Here is a 20,850-nt window from a genome sequence, read left to right on the forward strand (position 1 = left end):
AGCTCCGCTACAGTGGAAATGTTCACCCACAATAGAACACGGTGGGTCAGCCCACCACGGAGATCGTCACGCGGCGTGTGTGCGCGCGGGTGCGGTGCTCCCAGAGGTAGACGCCCTGCCAGGTGCCGAGGTCCGCGCGGCCACTCTCGACCGGGATACCCAGCGAGGTCTGCGTCAGCGCGACGCGCACGTGGGCGCTCATGTCGTCCGGGCCCTCCTCGGTGTGCACGAAGAGCGGGTCGCCGTCGCGCACCAGGCGCGCGAGCCAAGCGTTCAAGTCCACGTGCACGTTGGGGTCGGCGTTCTCGTTGATGATCAGCGACGCGCTGGTGTGGTGCACGAACACGGTGCACAGCCCGCGCAGCGTGCCGGATGCGCCCACCACGCGCTGCACCTCGCGGGTGATGTCGTGCGTGCCGCGCCCACGCGTGGCGATCTCGAGGGTCTCGGCGAAGTAGGTCATGGCGGGCGCTTGGCGTACCACGACCGCGCGCGCGGCACGAGGACGAGTGGGCACCCCGCGACCCCGTCCGCTACCTTGGGAGACACCCCTCGAAAGGACGCCCGTTCATGAGCTCACCCCTTCGCCTCTGTCTGCGCGTGGCCCTCGGCGCGCTCGTGCTCACCGCCTTCGACGCTGCGCTGGCCAGCGACGCCTCTGCGCAGTGGGAGCGCCCCGCGCGCGTCACGGACCTCGATGGCACCGTGGTGCAGGGCATCCCCGAGGGCCCGGGGACGTTCTACGTGGTGAACCGCGCTGCCCAGGAGTACCGGGCGCCCGACGTGCGGCCGAGCTTCGTCCCGCGCATCGTGGACAGCGTGGCGCGCGAGCCCTTCTGACCGCACGCTGCGCGCATGCGCTCTCTGCTCTTCCTCGTGGTCGCGCTGATGCTGGCTGGCTGTGGCGCGGCGAGCCCTGTGGCTCCCGCTGAGCCCGCGTCCGGCTCCGCGCCAGCGGCTTCCACCCTGCCGTCCACCGACGTGACACTCCACGCGGACCTCGTGGTGCGCCGACTGAGCCCCAACGTGCTGCTGCACGTGTCGTGGAAGGAGCTGCCCGAGTGGGGGCGCGTGTCGTCCAACGGCCTGGTGGTGATGGGCCCCCATGAAGCGCTGCTGGTGGACACCACCTGGGACGACGCGGGCACGGCGCTCCTGCTGGACCACGTGGAAGCCGCCCACGGCCGGCGCGTGACGCACGCCATCGTCACGCACTCCCACGACGACCGCATGGGGGGCATCCGCGAGGCGCAGCGCCGCGGCATCGTGGTGCACGGCCTCGCGCTCACGGCCACACGCGCCGTGGCCGCCGGTGAGCCCCCGCCCAGCGAGACCTTCGCGAGCGAGACCACGCTGCGAGTGGACGGCGTTCGCGCAGAGGCGTTCTTTCCTGGCGCGGCGCACGCGCCCGACAACCTGGTGGTGTGGCTCCCCGACGAACACGTGCTCTTCGGGACCTGCATGGTGCGCGAGCAGGCCGGCACGTCCGTGGGCAACCTGGCCGACGCGTCGCTCGAGACCTGGGAGGCGGCCCTCGCGGCGGTGCGTGCGCGCGTGCCGGCGCCACGCGTGGTGGTCCCCGGTCACGGCGAGCCCGGCGACGCCGGCCTGCTGGACCACACTCTCACGCTCGTGCGGGCGGCGCGGGGAGAGCGCTGATCAGGCGCCTTGGCTCGGCAGCAAGCGCTGCGCCGCGGCCTCCCACGCCTTGAACGCGAGGCCGTTGCGGCGCCTCGGATAGGCCCGGTACAGGCCCTCCGACGCGCTCAGGGTGGCCAGCGTGGGGACGACCACCCGCGCGAGCGCAGGCCGCTGGAGCAGCCGCCGGCCCGCGCGCAGGGCCTCGCCGGGGGCGAGCTGGCCACGCCGCTGATCGAGGCCCGGCCGCACCAGCGACGGCGAGAAGATCCCCACCGCGAAGAGCGTCTCCACGCCGGCCGACCCCAGCGCGCAGCTCATGCGGCGCACGGCGTCGTAGCCCGAGAGCGTGCCGCCGAACTCGCGCAGGAAGCCCGCCTGGTAGCGCCACAGAACGTCGGCCGCGCCCGGGTCGCGTGCGCCTGCCACGGCCTCGGCCAGCATCTTCCCCGCGATGAGGCCGAAGCCGATGCCGCTGCCGTGGCCGGTCATCACCTGCCCGGCGGCGTCGCCCACCAGCGCGATGCCGGGCGCGGTGAAGCGGTCGTAGACGCGCCGCAGCGGGATGGTGCCGCCTCCGCCGAAGAGCGCTTCGCCCATCCAGGGGTGCTGGGCGCGCACCTGTCGCACCAGCTCGGCGCCGCCCGGGGCACCACCCACGGGGATGGAGCCCGCCAGCACGGACACGTGCTCGAACGAAGGGTCCACCCCGACGTTCACCGTGGAGTAGCCGCCTGCCGTGGCCAGCCAGGACACCACGTCACCCGGGGAGGCCGCGTGCTCGCGCAAGAACGCACGCGCCCCGGCCACGTCGTCGATCTTCAGCATGAACTGCTGGGCGGTGCACAGATCGGAGGGCGCGCACGGCGGGCACGCGCGCGCGAGCTCCGGCACCTGCGAGCGCAGCACCCCGCGGTAGCCAGCCGCGTCCACGAACAGCGGCGCGTCGAAGGCGAGCGGGTGCTCTCCCTGGCGCGCCGACAGCCCCGCCACGCGCCCGCCACGGAGCGACAGCGAGACGTCGCTCACACCCCAGCGGAGGTCCACGCCCGCGGCCTCGGCGCGTGCACGGAGGTGATCCACCAGGGCCCGCATGTCGGCCTCGATGATCGGGTTGTCCTCGATGGTGAAGCGGTGCCGGCCGCTGGGGCTCAGCATGTGGGACGCGCTCGTGCGGGGGTACCCCGTGATCCAGCTCGTGCCCAGCCCGGCCCGCGTCAGCTGCCAGTCCAGCACGCCGTTGCACCAACGCGCCCCGCTGCGCCCTGCGCCGCGCTTCTCGAGCACCACCACCCGCAGCCCCAACACCGCGAGCTCGCCTGCGGCATGCAGCCCCGCCGTGCCTCCGCCCACCACTACAACGTCAAAGGTCTCGCGGGCTGCCGTGGTCGCCATGGTGGCGCCGAGCATAGCAGCTGCGACCTATGCGACGGACACGACCTGCACGAGGCAGGCCGAGCCGCGCGAGGGCCGTGCCCTACTTCTTCCCCTTGGCAGGCGCGGGGGCCGCCTGCTTCGCTTGGCTGGCCTGCTTCGCGGAGGCCTTGTTGGCGGTCTCCTTCTGGCTGGCCTGCTTCTGGCTGTCGTTCTTCTGCTTCGACTTCGGGGACTTGTCACCCATGAGGACCTCCGTGAGGTGGCACGCGCCACCAGCGTCAAGGATCACAGGTCTCCGAGAATGCACAAGGGTGATATCGCCTTGGCTGGCTCAGGTTCTTGCGCCGCCCAAGCGAGGCAGCAGCACGGTGATGGTGGTGCCCTCGCCGAGGGCGCTGCTCGCGCTCACGGTGCCGCCCGCCGCGGTGACCACCGAGTAAACCGTGGAGAGCCCGAGACCGTCGCCTTCGCCGCGCTCCTTGGTGGTGAAAAAGGGCTCGAAGGCTTTCTCGCGCGTGGCGTCGTCCATGCCCACCCCCGTGTCGGCCACCACCAGCCGCGCCAGCGGACGGGCGGGGTCGTCACCATTCGGGCCAACGTCCAGGGTCAACGTGAGCCTCAGGTGGCCCCCGCCGATCAGCGCGTCGCGCGCGTTCTTCACCAGGTTCATCACGATCTGCTCGGCGCCGCTCTGCTCGAGGCGCACGTAGACCGGCTCGTCGGGCAGCTCCATGGTGAGGTCGATGCCGTCGTCCGCCAGCGCCGAGAGCGCCGGCCGCATGGCGCGCAGCACGTTGGCCAGGTCGATGACCGTGGTGGGCGGCTGATCCTGGTTGGCGAAGTCCAACAGGTTGCGCACCAGGCGGCGCCCTTGGTCGACGATGCTCAGCAAGTCCGCGCCTACGTGGCCACGGTCCTCTTGGGGTGGATCCTTGCGCATGAAGTCGGTGCGCAGCTGCAGGGCCAGCAGCACGTTGTTGAAGTCGTGGGCCACGTTGGCGGCCATGCGTCCGAGCGACTCCATCACGCGGTGACGCTCGAGCTCACGGCGCGCGTCCAGCAGCTCTTGGTAGTGGCGTGCCGAGGCGCGCTGCTCGAGATACAGGCCCAGCATGTCGGCCACCGTGGCGGCGAAGTAGCGGTCTTCGGCGGTCCAAGCGCGCACGGCGCCGACGTGCTCGTGGCACACCACCCCAATCGCGTCGCCCTGCTCGAAGACCGGGCAGTCGAGCAGCGCGTGGATGTCGTTCGCGACGAGGTAGGGCGTCAGCTCGCCGGTGCGTGAGTCCTCGCGGGCGTCCTCGGCCATCACCACGCGACGCGTGCGCAGGGCCTCGGCGTAGCGTGGGCAGCGCAGCAGGTCGATGACCTCGCCCGGGGCGGCGTTCCCGGTGCGGCGGTCGAACAGCATCTCGCAGCGGATGCGCGTGCCGTCCTCTTCGTAGCGCCAGATGCCCACGCGGGCGACGTTCAGCGTCTCGGCGCTGAGCTTCAGCGCGTTGAGGAAGGCGCGGGAGAGGGTCTCGTCATCATCCACCGAGCGGCGGACCAGCGTGAAGCGCGCAGCCTCGCGAATGCTGAGTGGCTCATCCATCGGGCTTCCCTTTCTATTTGCAGTATGCCTGCACGGCGCGACCCGTGAAAGGGCCTAGCCGAGGCCGAGGCACGCCCGCGGACGCTCAGGCCGAGCGGCGCCGCATGGAGTGCGCCGCGTCGATGCGCACGGGCAGCGCGCTCGGAGCGTGGTCGTCCTCCGGCTTCGCGGGGCGCTCTTGTTCGAGCTTCGCCCACCAGCGCTGTCGGTCCTCGGCGCTCCACTCCTCTGCGTGCTCGGCCGCGATCTTGCGCAGCACCTCCGCCAGCACCCGCGCGGACGACGGGCGGTGGTCGGGCTGCTTCGCCAGGCAGCGCGTGAGCAGCTGTGCCAGTGCGCGCGGCGTGTGCTTGGCCACGTCCTCCGGCAGCGAGGGCAGGGGCCCGTGCACGTGTTGCGCGAAGAGTCCCTCGCGGTGCGAGCCCGGATACGGAGGCTGGCCCGTCAGCAAGAAGAAGCCGAGCCCGCCCAGCGCGTAGAGGTCCACGGCCGGGCCAATGGGCTCGCCCAGGATCTGCTCGGGCGCCATGTAGGCCGGCGTGCCCTCGATGGTGTGCGGCGTCCCGACGTCGCCCGGCTGACCCACGGCGCGCGCCAAGCCGAAGTCCAGCACCTTCACGAAGTCGAGCGCCTCGGCGATGCGGCACAGGAATACGTTGCCGGGCTTGATGTCCTGGTGCACCAGCCCACCTTCGTGGGCCTCGGCGAGCGAGTCGCAGACCTGGGCCAGGATCGCGGCCACGCGCGCCGGTGCCTGCGGCCCGTCGTAGGCCACCAGGCTGGCGAGGTCGAGCCCGTCCAGGAGCTCCATCACCAGGAAGTAGCGTCCGTCCTCGGACACTCCGAAGTCGTGCACGCTCACGGTGTGCAGGCTGTGCAGGCTGGCCAGCCGCTGGGCCTCGTCGAAGAAGCGCTGCCGGCGCTCCTCCATGCGCGCCTCCAGCTCACCGGTCGCGTCGCTTCCGCGCGAGAGGTCGCGCCACTTGATGAGCTTGAGGGCGGCGTCGCGCGCCAGCAGCGTGTGCCGCGCCCGGTAGACTTCGCCCATGGCGCCCGCGCCCAAGAGGCTCACCAGCTCGTAGCGTCCCAGCTGGCGCACCTGCTCTCGCGCGCGCTGCGCCGCCGCCTCGGCCAGGCGCCGCTTGCGCCGGTGGTGGGCGAGGCTGGCCGAGATGGCAAAGGCCAGCAGCAGCCCCAGCAGCGTGAGCGCGCCCGTGGTGAGCGCACCCCGCAGCGCCTGCTGGTGCGCCGCACGGTAGAGCTCGCGCTCGGGCACCGCGGTCAGCAGCAGGACTCGCTGGCCAGACAGGTTGGCCACCACACGCGCGTCATAGCGATAGGCCTCGCCGGCCACGGTCATGGCCGCCGCCACGCGCTCGTCGCCGGCACCGAACAAGCTGCGCATGGCCACCACGACGGGGTCCGTGATCGCCGCGAGCGTCGGCACGGGCCGCTCGCTCGGGTCGAGGTCAGCGGCCAGCTCGTCGAGCGCCACGCCGTGCGCTGCCAGCACCACGCCGCCCGAGGTCACCACCAGCGTGCGCTTGTCCGCGTAGACCGGGGCGCCCAGCAGCTGGGTCAGCTCTTCGGCGTCGAAGTCCACGGTGAGCACCGCGATCAGGGGCGCACCCGGCGCGTCGCTCTGGTACACCGGCTCCACGCGCGTCACGCCCGTGCGCCAGTCGGGCAAGAAGGTGTAGGGCTCGGTCCACACACGCGCGCGCTCCCGCACAGCCAGCTCGTAGAATGGCCGGCGACGCGGGTCATAGGCCGACAGCGCACGCGAGCGCTCTCGCACCCGGCCACGCTCGTCGAGGGCCAGCCGGCGCTCCACCCCCGTGGCGGCGCGCTCGGCGTCCGTGGCGTTGGGGTCGTCCCACGTCTCCACCGTGGTCGCCTGCGCCTCGAAGCGACCGTCTTCCCCGCGGGACACCCCCACGAAGGTGCCGTCCGGATAGCTGACGCTGACCCACGTGACCCCCGTGCGTCCCGCCGCGAGCGCATGCAGGCGCGGCACCAGGCCGTCCACGCGGTCATCGCCGGGCTGGCCACGCACGAACGCGGCCAGGTGGTCCAGCAGGGGGTCGGCCACGCCGAAGGCCTGCTCGAGCGTGCCCTCGAGGTGCGCGCGCCGCCCGTCGAGCCACGCGTCGGCCCGCTCGTGGCCCGCCTGCTTCAGCGTCAGGTACGACGACGCGGTGGCCAGCAGGCCCACGGTGGCCACCAACGTCACCACGCACGCAGCGAGGATGATGGGCGCCCCCAGCGTGGTCCCCACGCGCGCCATCACGCGTGTCCTCGACACGTCACCGCTCACGCTCACGCTGGGCTTGTTGTTCACCCCATGGGATGGCACCGCCCGCTAGCGTATCGTGTTTCGCGCGACCGCGGCGTCTCTCCTACACTCCGCCGCATGACCTTCGCGCTGCACCCCACCCTGGCCGCCGACAGCGTGCCTGTGACCTCGCTCGGGCTGTCGGACGTGCGGCTCATCCGTGACGCACGCTACCCCTGGACCATCCTGGTGCCGCGCGTGGCGGAGGTGCGCGACGTCTACCAGCTGAGCGAGGCGCAGCAGCAGACGCTCACACGCGAGTCCGCGCTGCTGAGCCGGGCGCTGGTGGCGCTGTTCGCGCCCTTCAAGCTGAACGTGGCCGCGCTCGGGAACATGGTGCCGCAGCTGCACCTGCACCACATCGCGCGCAGCCCGGGCGACGCTGCCTGGCCGCGCCCGGTGTGGGGGGTGGGCGACGCCGAGCCCTACACCGACAACGCTCTGACCGAGCGGGTCCATGAGCTGCAAACCGCGCTGGCCCGCACAGCCTGACCGTCAGCGCGTGAAGTTGCTGACCGCTTGATACTCGGCGTGCCGCGCGCCGAGCCGACCGTGCACCCACGCCTTCGACTTCTGCCGCGCGCGGCGGTCCACCCACTCGTCCACCTGCGGCACGTGACGCCGCAGCGTCTCGAGCGCGTAGCGCGGCAGGAACTGCGCGGGCGGATGCAGCGCCCAGAGCCCGGGGCCCGGCAGCTTGTAGGCGAAGTGCGACTGCGGCGGCAGGAACCACGCCGCGTAACCGCGCTCGAGGCCGTGCTCCAGCTTCTTGATCAGCACGTCGCGCTGGCTGTCCGTGGGCGTGGGGCGGAACGACTCGAGGTAGGACACGGCCAGCTTCCGGCCATCCTCGCCCGAGCGCCGCACGCCCTTGATCTCGCTGGCGTAGAGCAAGCCGATGCCCTCCTCGGGCGTGGCCGGGTACCAGCGCGGCTGCACGCCCAAGAGGTGCCCCACGTAGCGCCAGAAGTGCAGCAAGGCCACGATCTCCTCGCGCGGCACGCGGAAGCCCAGCAGCCGCATGCCATAGCCCGGCGCCACGCTGCCGCCCATGAGCGTGAGCATCGCGTCACCCTGCGAGATGGGCACGCCCCAGGCCTCGAGGTCCCACTCGGGGTGCGCCATCAAGCGACGCCGCACGAAGACGTGCATCAGGCGCACGCGCAGCGCGGTCTCGATGCCCTTGCCGCCCTTACGCAGCCCGCCGGGCTCCGACACATCGATCCAGAACGCCGCCGTCTCGAGGAAGCGCCGGTTGGCGGACTCCCCGTTGTAGGCCCCCGTGAACGACAGGGGCTTCGCCACCGAGTTCTCGCGGTAGCCGTGCAGCGTGATGACCCCGGCGAAGCTGTAGACATACGTGCTGAAGCGCCGGAAAACGCGCGCGCCCAGCTCCACCTGCTCCCAGTCGAGCCACTCGGGCATGACCTCGATCTCGCTGAACAGCCGGCGCAGCGAAGCGGGCGCGTTGGGCACGCTGTCCACACCATGCGCCAGCGCCTGGTCCACCATGGCGCGCCCCGCCACCTGGCCCTGCGTCAGGTACACCTCGTCGATGAACGCCTCCGCCACCGGGTCGGCGTCGTAGTAGGCCTCGGCATACTTCCGCACCGCCTCGTCCGGCAGTCGCGGCTCCACGCCGAAAACGGCACGCAGCAGCTGCCGAAGCGCCTTCGCATAAGGCGTCTCGAGCTGCTCCCAGTAGCGAAACTCGGTGGGGATCCGCGGCTTGCTCATGCCCGCAGTGTGACCGCGTTTCAGCTAGACGGCTGGTGAAAAGTGGCTGGAGACGGACAACGTGGGGTCCCGGGGGTCCGAAAATCGTCGCGTAGCCCCTGAGCCGACAGGCGAAGGTCGTACACGTAGTCGTAGTCGTGGTCGTACTCGTGCTCGTTGACGTGCTCGTGCTCGTGCTCGTACTCGTGTCTCTACAAGCACCCCACCACCTACCAAGACAGCTTCGACAGCATCGACCCGACCCGTCCGAGCGTCTCGACCCCACTGGCCGTGGTGCTCGTCCGTCCATACCCCCAGACGAACGACGTCGAGCTCTGCCGCGCACTCCATCGCCGAGCCGCCCGCGTTCGCGAAGTGTCACGGAGCATCGCTTTGCACAAGTCTGTGGCAATAGACGCGATTTCGATGCTGCAGCGGGTTGGCGAGTACGAGCACGAGCACGAGCACGAGCACGTCAACGAGCACGAGTACGGCTACGTCGACGACTACGGCGACGACTACGTGCAGCGCTTCGCGCTTCGGGTCCACGCGCTGACCGATGAGCTGTTTGGAGGCACGTGGTCGCGCAGATGCCCCCGAGCGGTCTCCGGCCCCGTCAATCGCAGGTGCCGGACATTTGGCACGCACTCCACTGCGCGCTGCAGCGCTGCGTGAAGCAGCTGAAGCTGAGGCACGGCGGGAAGGTCAGGATCTGCTGGAACGCGCAGTTGAAGAACTGGTCCGCGAAGAACAGCGCGTCGGCGCACGCCCCGTTGCCGCAGGTGTTCACGCAGCTGGCCACGTTGGTGGGCGGGAACAGGCAGTTCACGGTGCACGGCGCGATGTCCTCGCAGTCCACGGGCGCGCAGCCGCCGCAGTCGCCCGGGCAGTTGGCGCAGTTCTCGAGCGGCTGGCACACGCCGTTGCCGCACACGGAGCACGAGCCACAGTCGCGCGCGCAGCCCGCGCAGTCCTCGGTGGGGGCGCACACGCCGTCGCCGCAGCCCATGCAGCGGCCGCAGTCGCCGGGGCAGTTGGAGCACGTCTCGGGCGCCGCGCAGGTGCCGTTGCCGCAGGTGGGGCAGAAGCCGCAGTCGGGCGCGCAGGAGCCGCAGGTCTCGCCCTCGCCGGCCACGCAGAAGCCGTCGCCGCAGAAGCCGCACTCGCCGCAGTCCTCTTCGCAGTTGGAGCAGCTCTCGCCCATGGAGCAGACGTTGTCGCCGCAGGTCACGCACGCGCCGCAGTCCGCCGCGCAGGTGGTGCAGTTCTCGAGCGGGCCGCACACGCCGTTGGGGCACGTCACCGGACACATGCCGCAGTCCTGTGGGCAGGTGTTGCAGTCCTCGCTGTCATCGCAGTCCATGTCACCGCACGACGGGCACATGCCGCAGTCGGCCGGACAGCTGGTGCAGTCCTCGTTGGCGCCGCACTGGCCGTTGCCGCAGGTGGGGCACGCGCCACAGTCCGCCGGGCAGCTGGTGCACGTCTCGTCCATGCCGCAGACGCCGTTGGGGCAGGTGAGCGGGCACATGCCGCAGTCGGTGGGGCAGGTGTTGCAGTCTTCGTCCGCGCCGCACACGCCGTTACCGCAGGTGGGGCACGCGCCGCAGTCCTGCGCGCAGTTGTCGCACGTCTCGCCCGTGCCGCAGGTGCCGTTGGGGCAGGTGGGGCACACGCCGCAGTCCTGCGGGCAGCTCAGGCAGCCTTCGCCCGCGCCACACTCGCCGTTGCCGCACGTGGGGCACGCGCCACAGTCCTGCGGGCAGCCCGCGCAGGTCTCGGCCATGGAGCAGGTGTTGTCGCCGCACAGCTCGCACGGGCCGCAGTCGGCCTGGCACGACGCGCAGTTCTCGGTGGGGCCGCAGACGTTGTCGCCGCACGGCGGGCACACGCCGCAGTCGCCGGGGCAGGTCTGGCAGCTCTCGTCCGCGGCGCACACGTTGTCGCCGCAGGGCGGGCAGGCGCCGCAGTCGCCGGGGCAGGTGAGGCAGCTCTCATCGGCGCGGCAGACGTTGTCGCCGCAGGTGGGGCAGGTGCCGCAGTCGCCTGGGCACGTGGAGCAGTCTTCGCCGGCCTCGCACACGTCGTTGCCGCAGCTCAGGCACTCGCCGCAGTCCACCTGACAGTTTTCGCAGTTCTCGGCGGGGCCGCAGGTGCTGTCTCCGCAGTCCGGGCACAGCCCGCAGTCGTCCGGGCAGGTCACGCACGACTCGGTGCTGTCGCAGAAGTTGTTGCCGCAGCCCATGCAGGCGCCGCAGTCCACCGCGCAGGTGTCGCAGTTCTCGCCGAAGCCGCAGACCATGTCGCCGCAGAAGGGCTCCGGCAGGTCGGGGATGTCCAGGTCCAGGCCCACGTCGGGCACGCCACCGTCTGCCGTGGGGTCGGGCACGCCCAAGACCGAGCGGCCGCAGCCGGAGAGGGTCAGCGCGAAGAGCGCGAGCAGGGCGAGGATAAGCGGTAGGAAGCGACGCATCGAGACTCCACGGAAGCGGTCCGAGATCAGCGTAGACGATCTCGGAGCGGCTGGCACGAAAGCGCCCAGATCACGAAGCAGTGGCCCTTTTTCGACTTTCCAGGGGTTCCAGTGTCACGGTCGGCGCGTGCCGCGCCCACTCCCCGTGATGCCTCGCGTCCTCTCTCGTGCGGCCTTCGCGCTGCTGCTGGTCGCCTGCGCGACGCGCTCCGTGCCCACGCACACCCCCCGTCGCTCGGCCGCATCCAAGGCGGCTCCCGAGGCGTCGGCGGCGGTGCTGACCACGTCGCTCACGGGCGATCCACCGCTGCCGGGTGAACCCAGCGCCGGCTGGGTGGGGCTCGATGCGGGGAACGGCGCTGCGGCCCAGTCGGTCGACCCGCACCAGGGACACCGTGGACACAGAGGCACACCATGAGCGGCTGGCAGTCCTCGGCGCGGCTCAGCGGGCTGGTGTCGGTGGTCCTCGGCGCGGCCAGCCTGACGGCCTGCGCGGGCCCGTCCATCCACAGCGACGTGACCCGCGTGCAAGACCTCAGCCGGGTGGAGCACCTGACCCAGCTGGTCGAGCTCGAGGTGGACCCCGTGGCGGCCGAAGACGCCCAGCGCCTGCTGGCCGGCACGCTGGACGCCGACACCGCCGTGCGTGTGGCATTGCTGAACAACCGCGAGCTGCGCGCCACGCTGCGCGAGCTGGGGGTGGCCCGCGGGCACCTGATGCAGGCGGGCGTGCTGCCCAACCCGGTGGTGGAGTTGGAGATCCTCCCGGAGCGCAACTCGCAGCTGGAGCTGCGCGTGGAGTGGGACATCACCAGTGTGGTGCTCGCGCCGCGGCGTGCGCGTGCGGCCGAGCCCGCGCTCCTGGCCGCCCGCTACCGCGTGGCCGGCGCCGTGGTGGACTTGGGCTACCGGGTGCGCGTGGCGTTCTATGCCGTGCAAGCGGCGCAGCAGCGCCTCGGTGTCGCGCAGCGCATGCTGGACACGTTTGCGGCGGGGCGTGACGCCGCGCGGGCCATCTTCGAGGCGGGCAACAGCGCCGAGCTCGACCTGGCCAGCCAAGAGGTGGCCTACGAGCGCGCCCGCATCACGGTGGCGCAGCTCGAGCTGGACGCGGCCACCGCGCGCGAGGTGCTGCAGCGGCTGCTGGGCGCGCACGGCGAGGACACGGCCTGGACCGTGACGGCGGAGCTGCCCGACGTGCCCGCGAGCGTAACGCTGCCCGACGCGCTCGAGACCCAGGCGCTGCAGGCCAGCCTCGAGCTGCACGAGACGCGACAGCGCCTCGAAGGGCTGGCGCGGCGCACGGGCGTGGCACGCGTGGCGGGCTGGCTGCCCGATGTGGCGGTGGACGTGCACGCGCTGCACGGCAACCCCGAGGACGGTGCAGCGGGCGGCTCGCGTGGCTGGCGCTTCGGCGGCGGCGTGAGCGTGGGGGTGCCCGTCTTCGACCAGCAGCGCGGCACCACGCGCGCGCTCGAGGCCGAGTTCGATGCGCTCATGGAGCGCTACTACGGCATGGCGGTGGACCTGCGCTCGGCGGCACGCGACGCCCGCAACCGGGTGGTCTCGGCGCACGCCCGGGCGCGGCAGTACCAGGCGGTCATCGTCCCGGCGCAGGCGCGCGTCTCGGCGCAGACGCTGCTGCAGTACAACGCCATGCAGGTGGGCATCTTCCAGCTGCTGCAGGCCCGCCGCGAAGAGCTGGACGCACAGTTGGCGCTGGTGGACACGCGCCGTGAGTACTGGAGCGCCACCGCCGAGCTCTCGGCCCTCTTGGCGGGCCAGCGCGTGCGGCCGGCCGAGGGCAGTACGTCGGGCAGCGGCATGAGCACGTCCGCAGCGACGGGAGGGCACTGAGCATGGACCGACGAGACTTCATTCGTTACGGCGGCCTCGCGGCGGGGGCCGTGATCGCGGCGCGCGTGAGCCCGGCCGAGGCCCAACAGGCTCAGGAAGCGGCAGCGGCGGCGGCAGCTGCACCGGCCACGCCCGGCGCGCGCCAGCCCATCGTGGCGCCCGGCGGTCAGCCCGCGGTGGTCACGCCCAACGGGTCCACGCTGCCGCTGCGCACCGTGAACGGCGTGAAGGTGGGCCACCTGATCGCCGAGCCGGTGGACCACGAGTTCGCGCCCGGGCTGCGCGCCGAGTGCTGGGGCTACAACGGCAGCACGCCGGGGCCCACCATCGAGGCCGTGGAGGGCGACACGCTGCGCCTCTACGTGAGCAACCGCCTGCCGGAGCCCACCACCGTGCACTGGCACGGCATCATCTTGCCCAACGGCATGGACGGCGTGGCGGGGCTCACGCAGCGCCCCATCCCGCGCGGCGAGACCTACGTGTACGAGTTCACCGTGCGCCACCCGGGCACGTACATGTACCACCCGCACTACGACGAGATGACGCAGATCGCGCTCGGCATGACGGGCATGTTCATCGTGCACCCGCGCCGGCCGCGTGGGCCGCGCGTGGACCGCGACTTCGTGATGATGACGCACGAGTTCCGGCTGAACGTGGGCGCGCGCCGGCCGGACCCGAACGAGATGAAGGACTTCAACGTGCTGACCTTCAACAGCAAGGTGTTCCCGGGCACCGCGCCGCTGGTGGTGGGGCGCGGCGAGCGGGTGCGCATCCGCCTCGGCAACCTGAGCCCCATGGACCACCACCCGATCCACCTGCACGGGCTGTTCTTCCACGTCACCGCCACCGACGGCGGGTACATCAACGAGTCGGCGCAGCGGCCGGACACCACCGTGCTGGTGCCGGTGGGCAGCACGCGCGTGATCGAGTTCGTGCCCGAGGAGCTGGGCGACTGGGCCATGCACTGCCACATGACCCACCACGTCATGACGCAGATGGGCCACGGCAACCCGCCCATGGTGGGCGCCGACTCGCGCAACCTCGACCGGCGCATGGCCCGCGTGATGCCCGAGTACATGACCATGGGCCAAGACGGCATGGGCGGCATGGGCGAGATGGACATGCCCATCCCGCCGAACAGCCTTCCCATGCGCGGCATGCACGGCCCCTTCAGCTACATCGACATGGGCGGCATGTTCACGGTGCTCAAGGTGCGCGAGCAGCCCGATGCAACGGACCCGGCCAGCTGGTACCAACACCCGCCCGGCACGGTGGCGGGGCCGGCCGACGCGGCGCGCATGCAGGCGGACGGGGTGCGCGCGCCGAGGCCACCACGTGGGGCCGAGCCTGCGGCGGACGAGTAGTGCTCAGAAGCGCAGGGTGCCGGCCAGCCCGTAGCGGCCGCCCACAGGATCCACGGCTGGGCTGAGGGAGAGCTGGCGTGCGTAGGCTGCGCGGCGACGGGCGCGCTTGCCAGCCTGGATGGGCAGCACCACCACCAGCCCGAAGAACGCGAGCGGTGCGCCGATGCTCAGCAGGACGAACCCGCTTCGCCTCTGCGTGTCGCAGCGATCTTCAGCGGCCGAGCCAGTGCCGCTGCAGTCGTTGTGGGTCAGGACCCACAGACCTCCGCCGAGGAGGGACGCCCCGAGAATCATCATGACCGCCGGCGCGGCCAGACTGGGCAGCCGAAGCGTCAACCGGAAGCGCTGCTGCGCCGGGTCGGGAGGGGCCCACGCCTGGGGGGCGCCGGGACCCGCGGCCACCACGTAGTACGGCGCGGGCTGCGGGGGCGGCGCGAGCGGCTCGGGCTGCGCATACGGGGCCCCGGGGGGCGGGGGAGGCGGAGGCGTGCTCCCCGTAGAAGCCTGCGCGGTGGTCGGCGTGACGTGCAGCTCGGCGATCTGCTCGTTCGTGACCGTCACCACTTCACCCGACGCGGTGCGCAACACCACACGCCGGCCGGGCTCGTAGATCTCGATGGTCCCGCTGACCACACCGCCGTCCCGGAGCCGAACCGTCCCCTCGTCCGCGCTGGCGGTGCCAGGACCGATGACGAGCGCCAACAGCCCCAGCGCGAGCGGCAGCAGCCTTCCCAGTCTCTGCCTTGCAGCCATCACGCCCTCAGGCTGACACAGCAGGGCGCGAATTCACAACCGCTCACCAGCGCAGCACGAGCCCGAAGAGCCTGGGACCCCCGCCGCCTCTCCGCGTGGGGTGTCGACGCGTGCCGCCGGTCAGCGGCGCCGGGCTGCCCAGGGTGCTCAGCCCTTCTTCGCCGCGGCCTCGTAGATGTCCATGATGGACGAGAGCAGCTTCTTGCCCTCTTCGGGGCTGCGCTGGAACGCGTTGCGACCCACGATGGAGCCGTAGCCACCGCCGTCGGCGATGCCGCGGATCTCTTCGAGCACGGCGTCGGTGCCCTTGGCCGCGCCACCCGAGAAGATGACGATGCGGCGGTTGCCGAAGGCGGCCTGCACGATGTGCGCGATGCGCTCGGCCAGCGTGCCGATGGGGATGCCCTCGTAGTTCTTCTTGGCGGCGCTCTGGTGCACCAACGCGGTGGGCGGCTTCACCTTGATGACGTGCGCGCCCAGCTGGGCGGCGATCTGCGCGGCGTAGGCCACCACGTCCACGGCGGTCTCGGCCTCGGCGGTGAGGTTGGCGCCGCGCGGGTAGCTCCACAGCACGGTGGGCAGGCCGGCGGCGCGCGCCTCACGGATGAGGTCGCGCAGGTCGCGGTACTGCTCGTTGCGCAGGCTGCTGCCCGGGTAGATGGTGTAGCCGATGGCGGAACAGCCGAGGCGAATGGCGTCCTCCACGGACGACGTGAGCGCCGAGCAGGGCGCGGGCGGCTCGCCCAGGCCGTCGCTGTTGTTCACCTTGAGGATGAGCGGCAAGCGCCCGGCGTACTCGGCAGCCACGGCCTCGATGAAGCCCAGCGGCGCGGCGTAGGCGTTGCAGCCCGACTCCAGCGCCAAGCGCGGGTGGTACTTGGGGTCGTAGCCCACGGGATTGGGCGCGAAGCTGCGCGCGGGGCCGTGCTCGAACCCCTGGTCCACCGGCAGGATGACGAGCTTGCCGGTCCCACCGAGGCGGCCGTGGTTGAGGATGCGGCGCAGGTTCCCGAGCACCCCGGGGGTCTCGCCGGCGTAGTTGGCGAGGATGCTTTCAACGGCTTCGGACATCTGTCTCTCCAGGCAAAATCGGATCGCGGGTTCAGCTGGCGGAGGAGGAGGGATTCGAACCCCCGGAACTTTCGTTCAGCGGTTTTCAAGACCGCCGCCTTAGGCCGCTCGGCCACTCCTCCTGGGCCCCGAGAGGCTCAGTGGGAGGGCTCCTAGCACACCTTTGTCGGGGTGGACCAGCCCCCGTCACGGTGGGACAGCGGCGCCGCGGGGCAGGTGCGGTGCAGCTCAGCGCGGTGGCTGGAGCGATGTGGTCGCGGCGCCGCGTGTGCGGGAGCGCAGATCCCGCAGCTCCACATAGGTGCGGTCCACGGCATCGACCCCCAGGTCGCGGAACACGGCGAGCGGACTGCGCGCCGCAGCAGGAAGGCGCAGGGCCTCGCCCGGGTCGGGGGTCGCCGCCGCGCGTGCGGAGCGCGACGGAGGCGCGCGAAGCACGAAGCGCTCCACCATGAGCGCCAGGAGCGCCGCGCACGCCAGCAGGGGCAGGAGCCCGGGCTCGCGACCGACGCTCCCTGCAGGGCTGGCCAGCTCGGCCAGCAGGAGCGGGACCCCGGCGCCGAGCCCCACCGAGAGCGCCAAGCGCGCCGGGTAGCGCAGCGCCGGACGCAGGCCGCCACCGCGGAACATGGCCATGCGGGCCCGCTCGTGTTCGTCGCGGCGCTCGGCCTCGGCCACTCGTTTCGCCAGCGGCGGGGGCGGCTCGCTGATGCGCCCCAGCATGGTCGCTGCGCCGCGGGCGTCGTGGTTGTCCAGCTCGTACTCCACCATGGACAGGGTGGCGGCGCGCAGGCCGCGCTGCGCCGCGCCGTTCTCGGGCCACTCCTTGAGAGCCTCCCGAAACGCGAAGCGGCACTCGGCGTGCAGCCGGTGCAGGCGCAGGTGCCGCTCGGGGTCGCGCTGGCCCGGCTCGGCTTGCGCCAACTCACCGTACAGCTGCTCCAGGCGGCGGGACGCGCGGCGCGCGAGACGACGCGACCCGCGGTGACGCACGAAGCCCTCGAGCGCGAGCTTGAAGTCGAGCGCGCTCGCGTGCCGGTCATGCGGGTGCAGCGCCATGGCCTGTGTGCAGATGCGCGTCAGCTCCTGGGGGGCGTCGTCCGGGATGGGCGGCGGGGAGGCGAGCACGCTGGCCAGGATCTCGGCGAAGGAGTTGCCCGGGTGCGGACGCGCGCTGAGCATGATCTCGTAGAGCATCGCCCCCAGCAGGTACACGTCGGTGCGCGGGCTGAGCTGGTCACCCGGTCGGCCCAGCATCTCTGGGGCCATGTAGCAGGGGGTGCCGGCCAGCTCGCTCGCCTTGTTCGCCAGCGGCAGCCGCGAGGCGAGCTCCTCACGCAGCGTGACCGCGATGCCCCAGTCCACCACGTAGACCTGACCGTGCTCGCCCACCATCACGTTCTCGGGCTTGAGGTCGCGGTGCACGATGCCGCGCGCGTGAGCGAATTGCACCGCATCACACACCTGCATGAGCACGCGCAGGTTCCACTCCAGCAGGTCCGCTGCCCCCCAGCGCCGTCGGACCGTTTCGGGGTCGTCCATCAGCTCACCCCAGGCAACGCCGTGGATGCGCTTCAGCAGGATCAAGGGCGAGCCCTGCGCGTCCACCGTGATGTCGTACACCGGGATCACGTTGGGGTGCTCGAGGTAACCCGTGACCCACGCCTCCTGCAGCAGCTTGAGCGTGCTGTAGTCGTTGCGGGCCTCCGGCTTCAGGCGCTTCACGGCCACGTCGCGCTCCATGGACACCTGCTCGGCCAGCAGCACCTCGCCCATACCGCCCTCCCCCAGCCGACCACGCAGGCGCACGCCTCCACCAGCCGGCCCCTGGCAGAGCGAGCGCAGGGTGTGGAGTCGCTGGGCCACGCTCTCGGCGGGCTCGCGTGGAGTGATGGTCGCCGTGGGCGGGTGGGCGATGGCGTCCAGGGTGTCGGCACACGAGCGCAGCGCGGGGTCGATGAGAGGGGGGGTCATCAAGATCGACTTTGGCTCCACGCCCCGCGCCGCGCGGTGACGATTCGGCACCAGCCCGCTGTGGAATGAGGCGGGCGCGGGGCGCGCACGCGGCAGAGCACACGTCGCAGCATCGGCACCCAAGTGTTGCTTCGAATGGCCATGCCGTGCGGCTAACTGGTCCGGCATGAACCCCGAGTGGGCCAACGTCCCCCGCGTGACCCTCGGCCGCTATCGCCTGCTCTCGGTGATCGGGCGCGGCGGCATGGCCGACGTGTACCTCGCAGCGGCGCTGGGACATGCCGGCTTCCAAAAAGAGGCCGTGGTCAAGGTGCTGAAGCCGGAGCTCACCGCCTCTCGCGACTTCGTGACCATGTTCACCGACGAGGCGCGGTTGGCGGCCCAGCTGCACCACCCCAACATCGTGCAGACCTACGACGTGGGCGTGGAGCAGGGCGTGTACTTCCTGGCCATGGAGTACCTCGACGGCCAGTCGCTCGACCGGCTGCTGGCCTGCCTGAAGCGCGACGGCGAGGTGCTGCCCGACGCGCTCGCCGTCTTCATCGCACGCGAGGCGCTGGCCGGGCTCGAGTACGCCCACCGGCTGACCGACATCCACGACGTCCCGCTCGAGATCGTGCATCGCGACATCTCGCCGCAGAACACCTTCGTCACGTACCGGGGCGAGGTGAAGATCGTGGACTTCGGCGTGGCCAAGTCCGCCGGGCAGGTGGCCCTCACGCAGGCGGGCACGTTCAAGGGCAAGGTCGGGTACATGTCGCCCGAGCACGCGGCGGGGGACTCCATCGACGGGCGCGCCGACCTCTTCGCGCTGGGCGTGCTGCTGTGGGAGATGCTGGCTGGGCGTCGCATGTGGCGCGACCTGCCGCCGGCCACCATCGCGGCGCGGCTGATCGCGGGCAACGTGCCCGGCCCCGATCAGCTGGAGCGTGAGGTGCACCCCGCGCTGCGGCAGGCCCTGCGGCGCGCGCTGGCGCCCGACGTGAGCGACCGCTACTCGAGCGCGGCGGCGTTCAAGGCCGACCTCGACGAGTACCTGAACGCGCTGGCCGGCCCCACGCCGCAGGAGGAGCTGGGCCAGCTGGTGCACCGGCACTTTCAGGAGGAGCGCCGCACCCTGCGCGCCGAGGTGCGTGCGCAGCTGAAGTCGCTGGGTGGCGCGGTGGGCGATTGGTCCGGCTCGCTCTCGTCGAGCGAGGGCTCGGTCCCGAAGGGCCTGCTGTCGAGCTCGGATCAGGAGGCTACGCGTGTCTCGGCGCTGCCCACGCGTCCTGCCGGCACCATCACGCCGGCTTGTTCAAAGCGCAGGGCGCGCCTGGCGGCCGGGCTCGTGGCGGGCCTGGCGGTGACGGGGGCGCTGGGCTGGACGGTGGTGCGCTCGCTCCACTCGACAGAGTCCGCTCCCGTCCCACGCGCATCGCAGGGCCTGGCAGCCAGCGGGGCAGCCACTGGAGTGGTCGATGGCTCTGGGCCCGGCGCCACGTTCGGCCCGCTGAGCGGCGAGGCACCGGGGGGCTGCGGCGGCGCCGATGCCCCCATCGTGGAGCTAACGGGCGACATCGACGACGACGCGTCGCTGCCGTGCGACCGTCGCTACCGGCTGCGCTTCAACGTGGTGGTGCGCCCGGGCGCCACGCTGACCATCGCCCCCGGGACCACGTTGGTGGGGGACCACGAGACCAAGGGCACGCTCGTGATCATGCCCGGGGCGCGCTTGATCGCGGACGGCACGCGCGACCTGCCCATCGTGTTCACCAGCGAGCGGGAGCCGTCCGAGCGGCGCGCCGGAGACTGGGGCGGCGTGGTGCTCATGGGGCGCGCGCCCACCAACCTGCGCGGCGCCGAGGGGCAGAGCGTGCGCGGTCGCGTCGAGGGCCTGCTGCGCGATGGCGAGTACGGCGGCGACGACCCGACGGACAGCAGCGGCGTGCTGCGCTTCGTGCGCATCGAGTACCCCGGCATCGCCATCGCGCCCAACAACGAGCTGAACGGGCTGACGCTGGCGGGGGTGGGGCGCGGCACGGTCATCGAGCACGTGTACGTGCGCAACACGGTGGACGACTGCTTCGAGTTCTTCGGAGGCACGGTGGACGCACGCTATTTGGTGTGCGAGTCGCCCGGCGACGACGGCGTGGATTGGGACTTCGGCTACACGGGGCGCATCCAGTTCGTGGTGGTCATGGACGACCCGCTCGGCTCCGGCGGGACCAGCGCGCTCGAGGGAGACAACGATCCCAACGGGTCGCTGTACGAGCCGCGGAGCGCGCCGACCATCTTCAACGCGACCCTCTGCGGGAGCGGTGGTCACGGGGAGCGCGTGACGCGCGGGATGCACTTGCGGCGCGCCACCCGGCTGACACTGGGCAACAGCCTGGTCACGGGCTTCCACGTGGGCCGCGAGGATCTGGGTGAGAGCGTGGAGGCGCGGCTGCTCGGCACGGCGTTCTTCGGACAGCGCCAAGCGGACTACACGGCCTCGGAGGCCCCAGCCACATCGCTCGAGGTGGGGGTGGTCGCGTGTCGCAGCGGCTTGGCCGCCGTGCGCCCGCGCGAGGCGCTGATCGGTGGCGCCGTCACGCCGCCGCGCGATGCGTTCTTCGACGCCGAGGCCCGCTACCTGGGCGCGTTCCGCGATGCTAGCGATGGCTGGGCCACGGGTGCGTGGGCCACCGCACGCTAGCGGTTGGCTCACCAGGCC

Annotated in this window: 18 protein-coding genes and 1 tRNA gene; 7 read left to right on the top strand and 12 right to left on the bottom strand. The window is 71.7% G+C overall.

The features are described from left to right. Positions 1-46: 46 nt before the first annotated feature. Positions 47-463 carry a YjbQ family protein gene (locus IPI43_11560; protein ID MBK7774756.1) on the bottom strand — a complete coding sequence of 139 codons (417 nt, stop codon included), beginning with the start codon at positions 461-463 and terminating at the stop codon, positions 47-49. A gap of 107 nt (positions 464-570) precedes the next feature. On the opposite strand from IPI43_11560, the gene IPI43_11565 reads away from it, so the two are divergent. Both IPI43_11565 and bla read left to right on the top strand, forming a co-directional pair. Further along, positions 571-840: a hypothetical protein gene (locus IPI43_11565; GenBank protein MBK7774757.1), complete on the top strand. Its 270-nt coding sequence runs from the start codon at positions 571-573 to the stop codon at positions 838-840. Positions 841-855: 15 nt separating this feature from the next. Beyond that, positions 856-1,659, top strand: coding sequence for a subclass B1 metallo-beta-lactamase (bla, locus tag IPI43_11570; protein MBK7774758.1), 804 nt, complete (start codon positions 856-858; stop codon positions 1,657-1,659). Here bla and IPI43_11575 read toward each other — a convergent pair whose 3' ends face one another. From IPI43_11575 to IPI43_11590, 4 genes are all read right to left on the bottom strand, one after another. After that, a complete protein-coding gene (locus IPI43_11575; GenBank protein MBK7774759.1) occupies positions 1,660-3,033 on the bottom strand; it encodes an FAD-binding protein in 1,374 nt (457 codons plus the stop codon). An 82-nt stretch (positions 3,034-3,115) separates the two neighbouring features. Next, the gene (locus IPI43_11580; GenBank protein MBK7774760.1) at positions 3,116-3,259 is read right to left on the bottom strand and encodes a hypothetical protein; all 144 of its coding nucleotides are present in this window, start codon (positions 3,257-3,259) and stop codon (positions 3,116-3,118) included. An 87-nt stretch (positions 3,260-3,346) separates the two neighbouring features. Beyond that, positions 3,347-4,609 carry a GAF domain-containing sensor histidine kinase gene (locus IPI43_11585; GenBank protein MBK7774761.1) on the bottom strand — a complete coding sequence of 421 codons (1,263 nt, stop codon included), beginning with the start codon at positions 4,607-4,609 and terminating at the stop codon, positions 3,347-3,349. Positions 4,610-4,694: 85 nt separating this feature from the next. Beyond that, positions 4,695-6,965: a protein kinase gene (locus IPI43_11590; GenBank protein ID MBK7774762.1), complete on the bottom strand. Its 2,271-nt coding sequence runs from the start codon at positions 6,963-6,965 to the stop codon at positions 4,695-4,697. 57 nt (positions 6,966-7,022) lie between these two features. Here IPI43_11590 and IPI43_11595 point away from each other — a divergent pair, with 57 nt between their 5' ends. Beyond that, complete coding sequence (locus IPI43_11595) at positions 7,023-7,436, top strand: HIT family protein (GenBank protein MBK7774763.1); 414 nt, start codon at positions 7,023-7,025, stop codon at positions 7,434-7,436. Between the two features lie 3 nt (positions 7,437-7,439). On the opposite strand, the gene IPI43_11600 is transcribed toward IPI43_11595, so the two are convergent. The 3 genes from IPI43_11600 to IPI43_11610 form a co-directional block, all read right to left on the bottom strand. Continuing rightward, a complete protein-coding gene (locus IPI43_11600) occupies positions 7,440-8,681 on the bottom strand; it encodes a DUF2236 domain-containing protein (GenBank protein MBK7774764.1) in 1,242 nt (413 codons plus the stop codon). Between the two features lie 357 nt (positions 8,682-9,038). Next, complete coding sequence (locus IPI43_11605) at positions 9,039-9,209, bottom strand: hypothetical protein (protein ID MBK7774765.1); 171 nt, start codon at positions 9,207-9,209, stop codon at positions 9,039-9,041. A gap of 67 nt (positions 9,210-9,276) precedes the next feature. Then, complete coding sequence (locus IPI43_11610) at positions 9,277-11,133, bottom strand: hypothetical protein (GenBank protein ID MBK7774766.1); 1,857 nt, start codon at positions 11,131-11,133, stop codon at positions 9,277-9,279. Positions 11,134-11,260: 127 nt separating this feature from the next. On the opposite strand from IPI43_11610, the gene IPI43_11615 reads away from it, so the two are divergent. From IPI43_11615 to IPI43_11625, 3 genes are read left to right on the top strand one after another with little or no spacing between them, the layout of a single operon-like run. Next, a complete protein-coding gene (locus tag IPI43_11615) occupies positions 11,261-11,551 on the top strand; it encodes a hypothetical protein (GenBank protein MBK7774767.1) in 291 nt (96 codons plus the stop codon). After that, on the top strand, positions 11,548-12,990 hold the full coding sequence (locus IPI43_11620; protein MBK7774768.1) for a TolC family protein: 1,443 nt from the start codon (positions 11,548-11,550) through the stop codon (positions 12,988-12,990). The genes IPI43_11615 and IPI43_11620 overlap by 4 nt, the downstream gene beginning before the upstream one ends. A gap of 2 nt (positions 12,991-12,992) precedes the next feature. Next, complete coding sequence (locus IPI43_11625) at positions 12,993-14,354, top strand: copper oxidase (GenBank protein MBK7774769.1); 1,362 nt, start codon at positions 12,993-12,995, stop codon at positions 14,352-14,354. 3 nt (positions 14,355-14,357) lie between these two features. Here the strand turns inward: IPI43_11625 and IPI43_11630 are convergent, their stop codons facing one another. From IPI43_11630 to IPI43_11645, 4 genes are all read right to left on the bottom strand, one after another. Further along, the gene (locus IPI43_11630; GenBank protein ID MBK7774770.1) at positions 14,358-15,110 is read right to left on the bottom strand and encodes a hypothetical protein; all 753 of its coding nucleotides are present in this window, start codon (positions 15,108-15,110) and stop codon (positions 14,358-14,360) included. A gap of 144 nt (positions 15,111-15,254) precedes the next feature. Then, positions 15,255-16,178, bottom strand: coding sequence for a class I fructose-bisphosphate aldolase (locus tag IPI43_11635; protein MBK7774771.1), 924 nt, complete (start codon positions 16,176-16,178; stop codon positions 15,255-15,257). A 36-nt stretch (positions 16,179-16,214) separates the two neighbouring features. After that, positions 16,215-16,300, bottom strand: a tRNA-Ser gene (locus IPI43_11640). A gap of 106 nt (positions 16,301-16,406) precedes the next feature. After that, positions 16,407-18,152 carry a serine/threonine protein kinase gene (locus tag IPI43_11645; protein MBK7774772.1) on the bottom strand — a complete coding sequence of 582 codons (1,746 nt, stop codon included), beginning with the start codon at positions 18,150-18,152 and terminating at the stop codon, positions 16,407-16,409. A gap of 166 nt (positions 18,153-18,318) precedes the next feature. Here IPI43_11645 and IPI43_11650 point away from each other — a divergent pair, with 166 nt between their 5' ends. Next, positions 18,319-20,832 (top strand): serine/threonine protein kinase, encoded by a 2,514-nt coding sequence (locus tag IPI43_11650; GenBank protein ID MBK7774773.1) that lies wholly within the window; start codon positions 18,319-18,321, stop codon positions 20,830-20,832. Positions 20,833-20,850 lie beyond the last annotated feature (18 nt).

The organism is Sandaracinaceae bacterium, from assembly GCA_016706685.1.
Taxonomy (GTDB): domain Bacteria; phylum Myxococcota_A; class Polyangia; order Polyangiales; family Houyiibacteriaceae; genus JADJJE01.

Coding starts and splice junctions, on each gene's coding strand:
- IPI43_11580 (MBK7774760.1), bottom strand. CDS start 3,259: ATGGGTGACAAGTCCCCGAAGTCGAAGCAGAAGAACGACAGCCAGAAG.
- IPI43_11595 (MBK7774763.1), top strand. CDS start 7,023: ATGACCTTCGCGCTGCACCCCACCCTGGCCGCCGACAGCGTGCCTGTG.
- IPI43_11610 (MBK7774766.1), bottom strand. CDS start 11,133: ATGCGTCGCTTCCTACCGCTTATCCTCGCCCTGCTCGCGCTCTTCGCG.
- IPI43_11560 (MBK7774756.1), bottom strand. CDS start 463: ATGACCTACTTCGCCGAGACCCTCGAGATCGCCACGCGTGGGCGCGGC.
- IPI43_11565 (MBK7774757.1), top strand. CDS start 571: ATGAGCTCACCCCTTCGCCTCTGTCTGCGCGTGGCCCTCGGCGCGCTC.
- IPI43_11625 (MBK7774769.1), top strand. CDS start 12,993: ATGGACCGACGAGACTTCATTCGTTACGGCGGCCTCGCGGCGGGGGCC.
- IPI43_11600 (MBK7774764.1), bottom strand. CDS start 8,681: ATGAGCAAGCCGCGGATCCCCACCGAGTTTCGCTACTGGGAGCAGCTC.
- IPI43_11620 (MBK7774768.1), top strand. CDS start 11,548: ATGAGCGGCTGGCAGTCCTCGGCGCGGCTCAGCGGGCTGGTGTCGGTG.
- IPI43_11635 (MBK7774771.1), bottom strand. CDS start 16,178: ATGTCCGAAGCCGTTGAAAGCATCCTCGCCAACTACGCCGGCGAGACC.
- IPI43_11650 (MBK7774773.1), top strand. CDS start 18,319: ATGAACCCCGAGTGGGCCAACGTCCCCCGCGTGACCCTCGGCCGCTAT.
- bla (MBK7774758.1), top strand. CDS start 856: ATGCGCTCTCTGCTCTTCCTCGTGGTCGCGCTGATGCTGGCTGGCTGT.
- IPI43_11585 (MBK7774761.1), bottom strand. CDS start 4,609: ATGGATGAGCCACTCAGCATTCGCGAGGCTGCGCGCTTCACGCTGGTC.
- IPI43_11575 (MBK7774759.1), bottom strand. CDS start 3,033: ATGGCGACCACGGCAGCCCGCGAGACCTTTGACGTTGTAGTGGTGGGC.
- IPI43_11645 (MBK7774772.1), bottom strand. CDS start 18,152: ATGACCCCCCCTCTCATCGACCCCGCGCTGCGCTCGTGTGCCGACACC.